This is a genomic window from Acinetobacter sp. 228 (assembly GCF_048147885.1).
Window position 1 is genome coordinate 32,185 of the sequence record NZ_JAYWYV010000003.1, and the last position, 14,067, is coordinate 46,251.

General features: G+C 44.0%; 11 protein-coding genes and 1 riboswitch. Of the genes, 4 read left to right on the top strand and 7 right to left on the bottom strand.

Annotated features, from left to right (window positions below; translation table 11 throughout):
- Positions 1–30: 30 nt before the first annotated feature.
- From VXQ92_RS02925 to VXQ92_RS02945, 5 genes are all read right to left on the bottom strand, one after another.
- Entirely contained in the window at positions 31–717 is a 687-nt protein-coding gene (locus VXQ92_RS02925; protein WP_416680335.1) for an HAD hydrolase-like protein, read from the bottom strand.
- A 132-nt stretch (positions 718–849) separates the two neighbouring features.
- Positions 850–1,347, bottom strand: a complete 498-nt coding sequence (infC, locus tag VXQ92_RS02930; RefSeq protein ID WP_004647518.1) for a translation initiation factor IF-3 — start codon at positions 1,345–1,347, stop codon at positions 850–852.
- A 59-nt stretch (positions 1,348–1,406) separates the two neighbouring features.
- Positions 1,407–3,329, bottom strand: a complete 1,923-nt coding sequence (gene thrS, locus VXQ92_RS02935) for a threonine--tRNA ligase (protein WP_416680337.1) — start codon at positions 3,327–3,329, stop codon at positions 1,407–1,409.
- Between the two features lie 227 nt (positions 3,330–3,556).
- On the bottom strand, positions 3,557–4,714 hold the full coding sequence (locus VXQ92_RS02940; protein WP_416680339.1) for an alanine racemase: 1,158 nt from the start codon (positions 4,712–4,714) through the stop codon (positions 3,557–3,559).
- A 10-nt stretch (positions 4,715–4,724) separates the two neighbouring features.
- Entirely contained in the window at positions 4,725–6,011 is a 1,287-nt protein-coding gene (locus VXQ92_RS02945; protein WP_416680341.1) for a D-arabinono-1,4-lactone oxidase, read from the bottom strand.
- Between the two features lie 233 nt (positions 6,012–6,244).
- Between VXQ92_RS02945 and VXQ92_RS02950 the strand changes: the two genes are divergently transcribed.
- Entirely contained in the window at positions 6,245–7,885 is a 1,641-nt protein-coding gene (locus VXQ92_RS02950) for an acyl-CoA synthetase (RefSeq protein ID WP_416680343.1), read from the top strand.
- Positions 7,886–8,013: 128 nt separating this feature from the next.
- Here the strand turns inward: VXQ92_RS02950 and trpB are convergent, their stop codons facing one another.
- Together trpB and VXQ92_RS02960 are read right to left on the bottom strand one after the other, a co-directional pair.
- Complete coding sequence (gene trpB / locus VXQ92_RS02955; protein WP_144724093.1) at positions 8,014–9,258, bottom strand: tryptophan synthase subunit beta; 1,245 nt, start codon at positions 9,256–9,258, stop codon at positions 8,014–8,016.
- Positions 9,239–9,883, bottom strand: a complete 645-nt coding sequence (locus tag VXQ92_RS02960; RefSeq protein ID WP_416680344.1) for a phosphoribosylanthranilate isomerase — start codon at positions 9,881–9,883, stop codon at positions 9,239–9,241. The genes trpB and VXQ92_RS02960 overlap by 20 nt, the downstream gene beginning before the upstream one ends.
- A 144-nt stretch (positions 9,884–10,027) precedes the next feature.
- A riboswitch (cobalamin riboswitch) is annotated at positions 10,028–10,239 on the top strand.
- 36 nt (positions 10,240–10,275) lie between these two features.
- Between VXQ92_RS02960 and VXQ92_RS02965 the strand changes: the two genes are divergently transcribed.
- The 3 genes from VXQ92_RS02965 to VXQ92_RS02975 all read left to right on the top strand — a co-directional run bounded on the left by VXQ92_RS02965 (position 10,276) and on the right by VXQ92_RS02975 (position 13,644).
- Positions 10,276–12,111, top strand: a complete 1,836-nt coding sequence (locus tag VXQ92_RS02965; RefSeq protein ID WP_416680346.1) for a TonB-dependent receptor plug domain-containing protein — start codon at positions 10,276–10,278, stop codon at positions 12,109–12,111.
- A 92-nt stretch (positions 12,112–12,203) separates the two neighbouring features.
- On the top strand, positions 12,204–12,788 hold the full coding sequence (locus VXQ92_RS02970; RefSeq protein WP_064102308.1) for a cob(I)yrinic acid a,c-diamide adenosyltransferase: 585 nt from the start codon (positions 12,204–12,206) through the stop codon (positions 12,786–12,788).
- A 142-nt stretch (positions 12,789–12,930) separates the two neighbouring features.
- Positions 12,931–13,644 (top strand): glycerophosphodiester phosphodiesterase, encoded by a 714-nt coding sequence (locus VXQ92_RS02975; RefSeq protein WP_416680347.1) that lies wholly within the window; start codon positions 12,931–12,933, stop codon positions 13,642–13,644.
- Positions 13,645–14,067 lie beyond the last annotated feature (423 nt).

The window sequence follows — 14,067 nt, forward strand, 5'->3', positions numbered from 1 at the left end:
CTGAATACTTTTTTATACCGGGTAAACAGGTTATGGTAATAAACACGCTGTCAATTCATCCACTGTTTGACACAAATAGGTTGGTTTGGCCTCTGCCAATGCATGTGCATGGTTAAATCCCCATGTCACCGCGGCCACAGGCATACCTAAGGCTTGTGCGGAATGAATATCTGAAATTTGGTCACCAATATAAATGGCGCGTTGTGCTGAGCAATGGGTATGGCGTAATACCTTTCTAATTTGTCGCTGTTTACCATAAATTGAGGCATTTGGTATAATCCAGTCGAACAGAGCAAGACGCTGTTGGCCAAGACTGGCATGACAGTTCTCCAGCGAATTGGAGGTCACGACCGCCAAGCATATACCAGCTTGCTTTAACTGTTGCAGCAATTGATCTATTCCGTCGAACACAACAGGTTGCGGGCTGTGCTGTATACTCCGTTTACAATCCAAGGCTAAACGAATCGCGCTTAAACGTGACAAGCCCAACTCTCTACGAATGGTACGCGGTGGAAAAGATCTTAAATATTCAATGCGCTCAGCATTCAACTCAGCATATTGGTACTTGCTAGCATGCCGGTTGAATAAACCAATGAAGAGCGGGAAAGAATCGACCAAAGTACCATCCACATCAAAAATCACCACTTGATAGGGCAAGTGATGCTGATAATCTATCATCGAATCATTTTTAAAAAACTCTTTAACCCACTGCATCATAAAAAAATTATTAAATAATAAACGAATCAGGCTATAACAATTTTAATCTATCTGATTGTTTTATACTTTACATTTTCTGATTTTAATAAAAAAAGCCCTGCTGATGCAGGGCTTTTTTCGCTTAATGAGAGCTTACTTTTTCTTTTTAGGACCAAGCAGCATACCCATTTGACGGCCTTCCATTTTCGGCATCTGTTCAACAGTACCGAATTCAGCCACGTCAGCTTCAATTTTTTGCAATTGAGCTAGACCCAACTGTTGGTGTGCCATCTCACGACCACGGAAACGAAGCGTGATTTTCACCTTGTTACCTTCTTCAAGGAACTTGATGATTGCACGTAGTTTTACGTTGTAATCACCAACATCAGTACCCGGGCGTAGCTTGATTTCTTTCACCTGGACTTGATGTTGTTTTTTCTTCGCTTCTTTCTGCTTTTGCTTAAGATCAAACAAATGCTTGTTGAAGTCCATGATCTTACATACAGGTGGCTCAGCATTTGCTACGATCTCTACAAGATCAAGTTCAACACTTTCTGCTGCACGTAGGGCTTCAGCTAAGCTTACAATCCCTTTTTGCTCACCATTTTCGTCTACAAGACGGACTTCTTTCGCACGAATTTCATCATTCAAGGCAGGACGGTTTGATTTGTTACCGCCCTGTTGATTACGGTCAGGCTGTTTAATCGCTGTTACTCCACAATGTACCGGCCGCGTTCGGCTACGGCTGTTTTTACTAGATCAACGAAAGCATCGATTGACATAGTACCCAAATTTTTTCCTGAGCGGGTACGTACGTTTACTGTACCTTCCTCTACTTCACGGTCCCCAAGTACCAGTAAGTATGGAATACGCTCTAATGTACGTTCACGAATCTTAAAGCCGATTTTCTCATTTCTCAAGTCAGAAATTGCACGGATACCGTTTTCTTTAAGTTTTGCGACGACTGACTCACATGCCTCAGCTTGAGAATCGGTAATGTTCATTACACATGCTTGCATTGGTGCCAACCAAGGTGGCATGAAGCCTGCGTAGTGTTCGATCAGTATACCAATAAAACGCTCGAAACTGCCAAGAATTGCACGATGTAACATTACTGGCTGATCGCGGTCATTATCTTCAGTGACATAAGACGCATCCAGACGTTCTGGCAAGTTAAAGTCACACTGAATGGTACCACACTGCCAGACACGACCTAAGCAGTCTTTCAGAGAGAATTCAATCTTCGGACCGTAGAATGCGCCTTCGCCTGGTTGAAGTTCCCACTCAAGACCTGCAGCATCTAAAGCATCTGCCAAAGATTTTTCTGCCATATCCCAAAGCTTGTCATCACCCACACGTTTTTCAGGACGCGTCGACAACTTCATTTGTACTTCTTCAAAGCCAAAGTCTTTGTATACATCCAGTGTCAATTTGATAAAGTTTGCAACTTCAGGACCAATCTGTTCTTTGGTACAGAAAATGTGCGCATCATCTTGGGTAAAGCCACGTACACGCATAATGCCGTGTAATGAACCCGATGGCTCGTTACGGTGACATGAACCGAACTCTGCCAAACGAATTGGAAGATCACGATAAGATTTCAAACCCTGGTTGAACACCTGCACGTGACATGGGCAGTTCATTGGTTTCACCGCATAATTACGGCTTTCTGAATGCGTGGTGAACATGTTGTCTGCGTAGTTCGCCGCATGACCCGATTTTTCCCACAAGCTAAAGTCTACGATTTGTGGTGTTTTAATCTCTAGATAGCCATTGTCCTGCTGGACTTTACGCATGTACTGTTCAAGGACTTGGTAAATGGTCCAACCATTTGGATGCCAGAACACCATACCCGGTGCTTCTTCCTGCATGTGGAATAGGTCAAGCGCTTTACCGATTTTACGGTGATCGCGTTTTTCTGCTTCTTCAATACGCTTGATATAAGCTGCAAGCTGTTTCTTGTCTGCCCAAGCTGTACCGTAGATACGCTGTAACTGTTCGTTTTTAGCATCACCGCGCCAGTACGCACCTGACATCTTGGTGAGTTTGAACGATTTCAAGAATTTGGTGTTTGGCACGTGTGGACCACGGCACATATCCACATATTCCTGATGATAGTAAAGACCCATTTGAGTCTCGTCTGGCATATCTTCAATCAGACGTAGTTTGTAATCTTCGCCGCGCTCGGTGAACACTTTGATCACTTCGTCGCGTGGTGTCATTTTTTTGATGACATCGTAGTCCTGATCGATGAGCTTTTTCATGCGCTCTTCAATCGCAGCCATATCATCTGGGGTAAATGGTTTTGCATTGAAGATGTCGTAATAGAAACCATCTTCAATGACAGGACCAATCACCATCTTCGCTTCTGGGAACAGCTGTTTAACCGCATGACCCACCAAGTGCGCACATGAGTGACGAATAATTTCGACGCCTTCATCATCTTTAGGCGTGATAATCTGTAAAGTTGCGTCTTCGGTAATTAAATCGCATGCATCAACCAGACGGCCGTTAACGCGTCCAGCGACTGTATTTTTTGCAAGACCAGGACCGATGCTTTGAGCAACTTCCATCACAGATACGGCATGATCAAACTGTTTTTGATCGCCATTTGGCAAAGTGATAATTGGCATAAGAAAATCCTTAAGGAGTGATGCCCCGTACCATGGAGCATATCACCGCGAGATTATGATCGAGGGAAAACCTCAAAAGATAAAAACGGTGGATAAATAAAAATCGATTCGAATTTTACACGGCTTGGCCGCATGATTAAACCTTTTCCCCAATAAAAATAAGATTTATCACCAAAACCATATCTGATTTAAAAAAACTTAAGCTCATTTTTTAGTTCAGAATTTTATTATTCCCGAAAAGTGTCCCACGCCATAAATTTTCCCTTGCTGTAGCTATAAAGCTGGGCAAATTGCGGAATGACAGCTTCACTTTGTGTCGGTCTCAAAAAGACATAATCATCCACTTGTAGCCCGCAGTATTTAGGCACCAAAACCATTTCCTGATTACTGCTGCGACCATACAACATATGCGGTCGACTTTTTTCAGGATAACAGTAACTTGCCTGCCAATAACCGCCATAAATAAATAATGCTTTATACGGATGTGGCAGATAATCAAGTACTTCGAGACCGGGAAGCTGACTATAAGGCAATACTTTTAGAATTGGTGCAGCAATCCATAAAGCGCAGTTCAAGGTAGAGAGATGATCCAGATCAAAATCACTCGGTTTGAGCAGCATGGAACCAAAAGCCAAATCATTGCAGACACTTTGCTGGCAATGCTGCATAAAAGTAGTGCTTCCCCCACCATTAAAACACAGACCTTCATGCCATAAATCAGGGAATTGCTGCTGCAAAATAGTTTTATAGTGCTGATAAATCTGCTGCGATTGCCGATAGCTTTTTTCAGGACATTTCAGTATTTTTGGCAGTTTTGCCACATGCGCATCATAACCCATCAAGCCAGACAGTTTCAGATATGAGGAATATTGCTGAATCAGTTTAAGTAAGGCGACAAACTGTGCCTGACTGCTTACACCTCCGCGATGCAGGCCCACATCAATTTCAATGTTGACATTCAGGCAAAGATTCAGGCTTTTCGCGAGTTGCAGATATTGCTTCAAACGCTCTATATCATCAATCAGCCACTGGATATTTGCTTTATTCTGACTAGAGGATTTTTGGTAAAAATGTTTTAGCGCCTGAACCGGCATGGGTTTTCCCAGCAAAATATCGGCCTGTTGAAATGTCCCTATAATCTCCAGCAGATGGGGCAAATGAAAGACCATAAAGCGCCGGGTATTCAGTTTCTCACTGGCCAGTTGAAGTAACGGGGGACTCGCCAAGGATTTTACTACCAGACGTGGTTTTAACTGCGCAGGTAATCTTGATTGTACCAGACCCAGATTATGCTGATATTGGGTCAAATCCAGAATCAGTTGCGGTGTACCAGTCCCCTGCTGTTTTAAGTCCTGCGTCAGTTGCTGAAAATACTCTGTTTGCATCTCCCAAGCCTCAGTTTCCAGATAAAAATAATTGTTTTAGGTACGGATTCAGCCATTTTTGCTGTGGATCCAGTTGCTGACGTACTCTCATAAAATTATCCCATTTCGGGTAGAGATCACGTAGCGAAGCGGTGTTCATGCTATGCAATTTGCCCCAATGCGGCCGTCCCTGATATTTCTGTAAAATCGGTTCAATCAGATCAAAGATGGTCCGGTAATCCTGTTTATAAAACTGGTGAATCGAAATTGAAACCGCGTCACGCTGATAAAAAGGACTCAGCCAGATATCGTCAGCTTTGACATAACGAAACTCGATGGGAAAAAACATCGGCACCTGATGTTTACGTAAAACATGCAGAATCTCGTCCAGACACTGCAATCCCGAATCGACCGGAATCTGATATTCCATTTCATTAAACCTGGTCTTACGCGGAGTTGGAAAAATCCTGGATGACCAGTCTACATAACGAGTCGGTTTGACAAATACACCGAGCAGTTTTTGCAGATAAGGATTCGTCTGGGGGAAAAGCCGTGTCAACTCGGAACATAAGGTCAATAAAGTATCTTCCGAAGGCCAGCTCTCTTGCCTCGGCTGAACGTCATCTTCTGTTTCATCCAGAGTTTTCAGCATCACCTGATCAGCATGCAGAAAAGCCCAAAACTCAATATGTCGATGCTGATATTTCCATTGCTCAATATGCGTAAAAACATCTTTTAATGAACACAAACGGATTTGTTCTTTTAATTTGTAGCGTGGCCGATTTTGCAGGGTAATTTTGGTCAACACCCCCAAACTACCCAGTGCTACCCGTCCAGCCTGAAATATCTCGGTATTCTGCTGGGCATCGCATTGCAGCAGCTCTCCCGCTGCAGTCAGTAATTCAAAGCCTTCCACAAAAGCAGATAAACAGGGTAAATCGATACCGGTGCCATGGGTTCCGGTGGAAATTGCACCAGCCAGACTTTGCTGGTCAATATCACCCTGATTGATTAAAGCCTGATTAATGGCTGCCAGCTCTTTACCTAGATTATATAAACGGGTACCGGCCTGGACAGTGCATTGGGATTTCGCTTGATTAAAGGCAACCACACCTGTGAACTGATCAAGATTAAGCAGTCCTTTATCTGTTTTGGCGAGTGGGCTAAAGGAATGCCCTGCACCCACTGTACGCATCTGCGCCTGGGACTTCACCAAATTTTGTAATTCATTCATTTCTCCAGGCTGAAAAATGTGAGGAGAACTCAACTGGCTTCCTGACCAGTTTCGCCATGTGGCATCTGCCTGTTGTATTTTCATTATTATTCCTTGGTTTATATAATTTGAATGGCTCAGTTAGAGTAAAATACCTAAAAAATCAAACATGGGAACCCATGGGTTCAAAACATTTAAACAGGATTAAATATTTTTATTAATATTCAATTACTTAAAATTATTAAAATCGTACTCGACTAAAGCATAAATGCAAGATTTCCAAGAAGTACATATCTTTTCAGCAGGATATCAAAATAAATATAGAACGGAGTTTTACCATGGTTAGCGCATATGATGAATTACCGCGTACCCCCGCGAATTTTGTAGCTTTGTCACCTTTACGCTATCTGGATCGTGCAGCTTATATTTATCCAAATCAGAATGCGATTATCCACGGAAAGCGTCGGATCACCTGGCGTGAGAAATATAACCGTTGCCGTCAGTTTGCTCACCAGCTGCAGAAATTAGGCATCGATAAAAATGACACTGTTTCTGTCCTGCTGCCTAATGTCCCTGCCATGATTGAAGCACATTTTGCCGTACCGATGGCAGGTGCAGTCCTCAATACCTTAAATACCCGTCTGGATGCCAAAACCCTTGCCTTCATGCTGGAACATGCTGAAAGCAAAGTCTTGCTGGTCGACCCCGAATTTACTGCACTTGCAGCAGAAGCCCTCGCCCTGATTTCACACGATATCTATGTCATTGATGTGGCTGATGAAGAGTTTGAAGGTGAAGAGCAGCGTATTGGTCAAATCGAATATGAAGACTGGATTGCCCAAGGCGACGCAAACTTTGAATGGCATTTACCCCAAGATGAATGGGATGCCATCAGCTTAAGCTATACCTCCGGCACCACCGGCAACCCAAAAGGTGTGGTCTATCATCATCGCGGTGCCTACATTAATGCAGCCAGTAATATTATTGCCTGTGGCATGACACCCCGCGCCACCTATTTATGGACCCTGCCGCTATTCCACTGTAATGGCTGGTGCTTTGCCTGGACCATGGCGGCCAACGGCGGAACCAATGTCTGCCTGCGTAAAGTCGATGCTGAACTGATCTTTAAGCTGATCGCTGAACATAAGGTTGATTACTTCTGTGGTGCACCGATTGTCCTGTCGATGCTGATCAACATGCCTGAAGAGAAAAAGACCAAGTTTGAGCACCGGGTCGAGGTCATGGTGGCAGGTGCTGCTCCTCCTGCGGCCATTATTGAGGGCATGCGCAATATCGGCATTAATGTAACGCATGTCTACGGCTTGACAGAAACCTATGGCCCTTCTGCACTATGTGCATCTCAGGCAGGCTGGAGTGATTTATCCATTCAGGAACAGGCACAGTTGCACTCCCGTCAGGGCGTACCTTATCCGTTGCAGGATGGCATGAAAGTGCTTGATCCCGACACCATGCAGGAAGTACCACACGATGGACAGACCATGGGTGAGATCATGTTCCGTGGCAATATCGTGATGAAAGGCTATCTGAAAAATCCCGAAGCCACCGCGGAAGCCTTTGCAGGAGGCTGGTTCCATACTGGCGATCTGGCGGTATGCCAACCGGATGGTTATGCCAAAATCACTGACCGCTCCAAAGACGTGATTATTTCCGGTGGGGAAAATATTTCCTCGCTTGAAGTCGAGGAAGTATTATATCGACATGCGGCCGTACTCACTGCAGCAGTAGTTGCCAAGCCTGATCCACGCTGGCAGGAAGTGCCATGTGCCTTTATTGAACTTAAAGAAGGTACCCAGGCCACTGAAGAAGAAATTATGGAATTCTGCCGTGAGCATCTGGCCCGCTTTAAAGTGCCTAAGGATGTGGTGATTACCGAGATTCCAAAAACTTCGACCGGCAAACTGCAGAAATTTGTTTTACGTGAATGGGCTAAAGAACGCGCACAAGGTGAGTTCTCTTAACTCCAGATAAGCAGGTTCCCGCAAAATCTGTCCGATAAAAAAAATCGTGCTAAGTTTTATTAGCACGATTTTTTATTTGAAATAACCTCTCCCAAACCCTCTCCTATAAGGAGAGAACTTTAAGGAACTTACATCTCAACCATTTCTACGCCATCAATGCGTGCCACAGTCATCAAGTCCTTATCACCACGACCTGAAACCGTCGCAATAATAATCTGATCCTTGTCCATGGTCGGTGCAAGCTTGGACACGTATGCCATGGCATGTGCACTTTCCAGCGCCGGAATAATGCCTTCAATCTTGGTCAAGTCACGGAAACCCTGTAATGCTTCAGTATCTGTAATTGGTACATAGTTCACACGCTCCATATCTTTCAGGAAGCTATGTTCCGGACCCACACCCGGATAGTCCAAACCTGCAGAAATTGAATGGGTTTCAATGATCTGACCTTCTTTATCAGACATCAGGTAAGTCCGGTTACCATGCAGTACACCGACATGTCCGGCATTTAACGGCGCAGAGTGCTTACCAGTTTCAATACCCAGACCTGCTGCTTCTACTCCGTACATTTTCACGTCCTGATCATTCAGGAATGGATAGAACAAGCCCATGGCATTGGATCCACCACCGACACATGCGACCAGTGCATCTGGCAGACGGCCTGCCTGTTCCTGAATCTGACGGCGTGCTTCACGACCGATGATCGACTGGAAATCACGAACCAGTTGCGGATATGGATGTGGACCTGCCACGGTACCAATGACGTAGTAAGTTGAATCCACATTGGTCACCCAGTCACGCATGGCTTCGTTCATGGCATCTTTCAATGTTTTAGATCCACTTTCTACCGGCACAACCGTCGCGCCTAATAAACGCATACGGTAGACGTTCATCGCCTGACGTTTTACATCGTCTGCGCCCATGAATACTACGCATTCAAGACCTAAACGTGCTGCAATCGTTGCCGTTGCTACACCGTGCTGGCCTGCCCCTGTTTCGGCAATAATACGTTTCTTGCCGGAAAGCTTCGCCAGTAAGGCCTGACCGATTGTATTATTTACTTTGTGAGAACCGGTATGGTTCAGGTCTTCACGTTTCAGGTAAATCTGTGCGCCACCCAACTCTTTCGACCATCGTTCAGCATGATATAAAGGACTCGGACGACCGACGTAAAACGCCATGTCACGGTCAAATTCTGCCAAAAACTGCGCATCATCTTTCATACGAAAATAGAGCTTTTCCAAGTCTTCTAAAGCCGCCATGAGTGTTTCTGACACAAAACGTCCGCCATGAATACCGAAATGCCCGCGTTCATCCGGGAATTGGGTATAGTCAACTGCCTGACTGTTCTGGCTAGTACTTTGCTGATCCACGATGGACTCCTTGCATAAAGCGTTCTATGAGTTGTTGGTCTTTAATACCTTTTGCGGACTCGACACCGCCACTCACATCCACGGCATACGCCTGTGTGGTGAGAATTGCCTGTTCGATATTGTCAGGATTTAAACCGCCTGCCAAGATCAAGGGAATATTGAGTTTGGGAAATGTATCCCAATCGAAGCTGTGCCCTGTGCCACCTTTCAGGTCAGGATGCCATGCGTCTAACAGTACTGCACTTGCACCTGCATCTTGATAACGCTGAATTTCTGCAACCACATCCAGATCAGGTTGCACCTGAATGGCTTTATACCAGCGGCGCCCCACCTGCTGGGCGATGGCCTGACATTGTTCAGGTGTTTCATCGCCATGAAATTGCAAAATATCCAGCGGTACTTTATTTAAAATCGCCTGGATTTCATCTGCGCGACTATTTACAAATAAACCTACGGCCTGCACATAAGCTGGAACCGCCCGGATCAGGATTTCAGCCTGCTCTAAAGTGACATGCCGCGGACTCGGTGGATAAAATACAAATCCTATCGCATCACAGCCAGCATTGACTACGGCATGTACATCTTCAACTCGGGTGATTCCACAAATTTTGGCACGGGTTCGCATATTATGTTGGCTCTATATCTACCAATGTATTGAACAATCTATAAGATTGGGGCAAATCATTGTAATGCAATTTTCCTGACTTGCGTAAAGTTCATCCGGATTATTCTTGATGCAGATTGTGTATCCGCCATCCTGACTTTATACTGCGCTCACTTTGCAGCAAGTCCAAGCCTTCAGGCTTTAGGGAAGCTGGTGTAAATCCAGCACTGCCCCCGCAACGGTAAAAAATGAAACGTATCTCAATTTAAACCCTTCGGTTTACACCACTGCATCTTGATGTGGGAAGGTGGATATACAGCAAAGTCGCTGCTTTGCACATTTAAGTCCGGAAACCTGCTTGTTGTGTTCTATAACTCAATCATTCACGGGGAAGTGAATGTATGGAGCATTTCATGTCTATTCAATTTCAACCTACTGCCTTGGTAGGTGCGATCGCACTTGCGTTGGGTACCACTTCATCTGTTCATGCCACCGAGCAAAAAGTTGCAAAAGCATCTTTAGATACCATTGTAGTCACTGCGACTCGCTCTGGAGAAAAAATTGAAAATGTGCCAGCGCGTATTTCGATTATTGAACCTGCAATTCTTGAGCAGTCACCTCTTAAAGCACTACCAGATTTACTAAAAACAGACCCAAGTATTAATGTCGTGCAATCGGGTGGTTATGGCCAGCAAACTTCTATTTTCTTACGCGGCACCAATTCCAATCAAGTTTTGGTACTACGTGATGGTGTTCGTTTAAATACAGCCACCACAGGTGCAGCGTCTATTCCATTTTTAGACACCACAGATCTTAAACAGATTGAAGTCTTAAAAGGCCCTGCATCTGTGCTTTATGGTACAGATGCAATTGGTGGTGTAGTACAGTTTGTAACAAAAACGCCTGAAAAAACAGGTGCCTTTGTAACAGGTGAAATTGGCGAGAATCAAACCTACAAATCAATTATTGGTGCTGACCTGGCAGAAAATGGGGTGTATGCACAGATTCGCGGTCAGGTTTTAGAAACTGACGGCACACCTGTATTCAATATCAATGACAACCGTAACTACAGTTATGATCAAAAAGGCTATAGTGCAAAATTCGGTATTGAAAAAGAGCGTTATGCAACATCACTCGATTACAGTCAAAATTCAGGAAATGTGCAATACAGTAATTGGGGTGCATTTTCCAGCCAAGATTTTGAAAATGAAATTGTAAATTTAAAAGGTCGTATTAACCCAACACAAACTACTGAAATTAATGCACGTCTATCTCAGTTTAAAGATGACTTAGATCAGGTCACCTCAAGCAGCTTTGTACATAGCACCACGCAAGAAGCAGAAATCTATGGCAAATGGAATTTCACGGCAGCACAAAATGTTTTACTGGGCATTACCCAGCGTAATACCGATGCAAAAACCCAGGCTCTTGATGAAGACATTAATTCAACAGGCTACTATATTCAGCACCAGTATCAGACAAATAGCTTAAGCACTCAGGTGGGTGTGCGTATCGAAGATAACGAAAAATTTGGCTCACATACCGTTGCACAAGGTGGTATCCGTTACCAACTGCTCCCTAATACCAGCATTTATACCAATATTGGTTCAGCATTTAAGGCACCGACTTTAAATGATATGTATGCTTTTGGCGGCAATGATCAATTGAAGCCTGAAGAAAGCATTTCGTATGAAATGGGGATAGATCAAAAACTTCCATTAAATATTTTGGCAGGTGCTTCCGTTTTCTATACGGAAGTCGATAATTTAATTAATTCGGTATGTATTATTGATTGTGGAGAAGGATGGTTTCCAACGACCGTTTACCAAAACCAGAACATTGATGAAGCCAGGATGACTGGCGGCGAATTGACGGCACAATGGGCAAAAGATCAGTTCTTTATTAATGCCGGTTACACTTATGTCAAAACTGAAGATACGAAACAGAATTCAGAGCTGTTACGTCGCCCTCGTCAGTCATTCACTGTATCGACAGGTCTACAAAATGCGGATTACGGTTTAAGTGCTGCACTGGTAGCAAAATCGAAAGCGAAGGACTTTAGTCGTGATATTCCAGGTTATGCACGTGTTGACTTAAATGCCTATTGGAATATTAATCCAACAGTTAAACTGTTTACTAACATTGAAAATGTCGGTGATGTGAAATACAAAACTGTGCATAGTGCTGGCGACCAGTACTATGTGAACGGTGGCCGACTCGCTTCTGCGGGTGTGACCTTTAAATACTAAGTTCAACCTTTTTAGAAATACTTTTGAGAATCATGTCATGCCTATGGCATGATTCTTTTTATATTCAGCATTTAAAAAATCAAGGAATTCAAATGGGTCACCGTTTAAGTAAAATCTACACGCGCACAGGCGATTCGGGTACTACAGGGCTTGGTGATGGCTCACGCGTTGCCAAAGATGACTTGCGTATTACCGCGCTGGGTGATGTCGATGAGCTGAATGCAGTAATTGGCGTATTACGCGCGCAGATTTCTGCAAGCACTATTGAAGATAAAACTCCTTGGGATAAATCCTTAAGTCTGATCCAGCACTGGCTATTTGATCTGGGTGGTGAAGTGTGTATTCCGGGTTTTAATCTGGTGCAACCGGTATCGATTGAGTTTCTGGAAAATGATATCGACCGTATGAATGAAGCTTTGCCGATGTTAAAAGACTTTATTCTGCCTGCTGGAACGCTGGTGTGCAGCTTTGCCCATCAGGCTCGTGCAGTCTGTCGTCGTGCCGAACGCAGCGTGATGTCAGTCCACCACCGTGACCAAAATATTCAGGCTGCATCGCTACAACTGCTGAACCGTCTATCCGACTGGTTATTTGTCGCATCGCGTACCCTGCAACGCGCTGAGGGTGGTTCTGAAGTGCTCTGGCAAAAAAATATCAATGACAGCATCGAAAAGTAAAATCAGCTTCCAGATTAGCATCTAAAAATACGCGTCAGATGTGTCTTGATTTTATAGGGCATCTGACGAAAATAGATAGTGTCATCCTTCTGTCACGTAGCCCTCGCAAAATGAACTTAACTTTCCCACTCATGAGCATCTTATGCGCATAATTGGACATCGTGGTGCACGTGGCGAAGCCCCTGAAAATACCTTGGGCGGTTTTCAGTATATTCAGGAAATCGGCATTCGCGCCGTTGAGTTTGATGTTCGTCAACTCAAAGACAATGCTTTAATCATCATGCATGACGACAATTTTGTTCGTACCACCGGCTTGCAGAAGCCTTTGTATGAGTGTAACCGTCAAGATCTTGTCCAGTATAATCATGCAGTCAAATGGTCAGAATGGAATAAAATCGAAGCCACTCCGCTCCTTGATCAAACCTTAAATGTCATTCGAAATTTTGAACATATTGAAGTTGAAATCAAAAGTGTTGACTCAGAAGCAGCAGCCGAAAAAATAGCATTAGAAGTCGAACAACAACTGCAAGGCTATGAGCAGGCAGCTATTGTTACCAGCTTTGATGCGAAAATCCTGAATGCATTGAAACAGCAAAACTCCCGCTTAAAACGCGGCTTGTTGATTGAAACTGATGTCAAACATCAAGCCATTGATCAGGCGTTGGAACTGGGATGCTGTCATATTGGCTGGATGAATGAACTGGTTAGCCAAGGCCTGATCCAGGCTACGCAGGCGGCCGAGCTAAATATCAGTGTCTGGACGGTCAATGATGTGACGCGTGCCAAGCAGCTTCGGGACTGGGGTATTCAGGGCTTAATTACAGATTATCCAAAACTGATGCTGCAACAGCTTTAAAGTACTAGCCTCATTTACATAATAAATTTGCAGTTATCTTCTTGTTGATATCTTTACCCTCATCAATTTTTAAAAATAGAGAATCTGCTTAAACTTATGCTAAGTCTAGGTTAACTTAGGTTTATTTTCCGCATCTGTCTGCAAACCGACATGTAATCTTGTAGAAATTATGAACAACCCTTTCAGCTATCCTAACCCAAAAATAAAAAAATAAAAGGTTGATGATCCTCAGTCACTTAGACAGAAATCAGGGTTTATCCAGCTTGGAAAAATGGCAGTTTTTGTCGGCTTATTCCAAGACTCATAAGTACAATACAACCGTACAATAATGCTAGTGCAGCCCTAGACCACATGCTAATATGAACAAGATAGGCTGCTGTTAAAACGAACAGCGGTTTCTGCTTATTGTTAAACCTTTCGAGG

Coding starts and splice junctions, on each gene's coding strand:
- VXQ92_RS02940 (WP_416680339.1), bottom strand. CDS start 4,714: ATGCAAACAGAGTATTTTCAGCAACTGACGCAGGACTTAAAACAGCAG.
- thrS (WP_416680337.1), bottom strand. CDS start 3,329: ATGCCAATTATCACTTTGCCAAATGGCGATCAAAAACAGTTTGATCAT.
- VXQ92_RS02970 (WP_064102308.1), top strand. CDS start 12,204: ATGGGTCACCGTTTAAGTAAAATCTACACGCGCACAGGCGATTCGGGT.
- VXQ92_RS02975 (WP_416680347.1), top strand. CDS start 12,931: ATGCGCATAATTGGACATCGTGGTGCACGTGGCGAAGCCCCTGAAAAT.
- VXQ92_RS02945 (WP_416680341.1), bottom strand. CDS start 6,011: ATGAAAATACAACAGGCAGATGCCACATGGCGAAACTGGTCAGGAAGC.
- VXQ92_RS02960 (WP_416680344.1), bottom strand. CDS start 9,883: ATGCGAACCCGTGCCAAAATTTGTGGAATCACCCGAGTTGAAGATGTA.
- VXQ92_RS02950 (WP_416680343.1), top strand. CDS start 6,245: ATGGTTAGCGCATATGATGAATTACCGCGTACCCCCGCGAATTTTGTA.
- VXQ92_RS02925 (WP_416680335.1), bottom strand. CDS start 717: ATGATGCAGTGGGTTAAAGAGTTTTTTAAAAATGATTCGATGATAGAT.
- VXQ92_RS02965 (WP_416680346.1), top strand. CDS start 10,276: ATGTCTATTCAATTTCAACCTACTGCCTTGGTAGGTGCGATCGCACTT.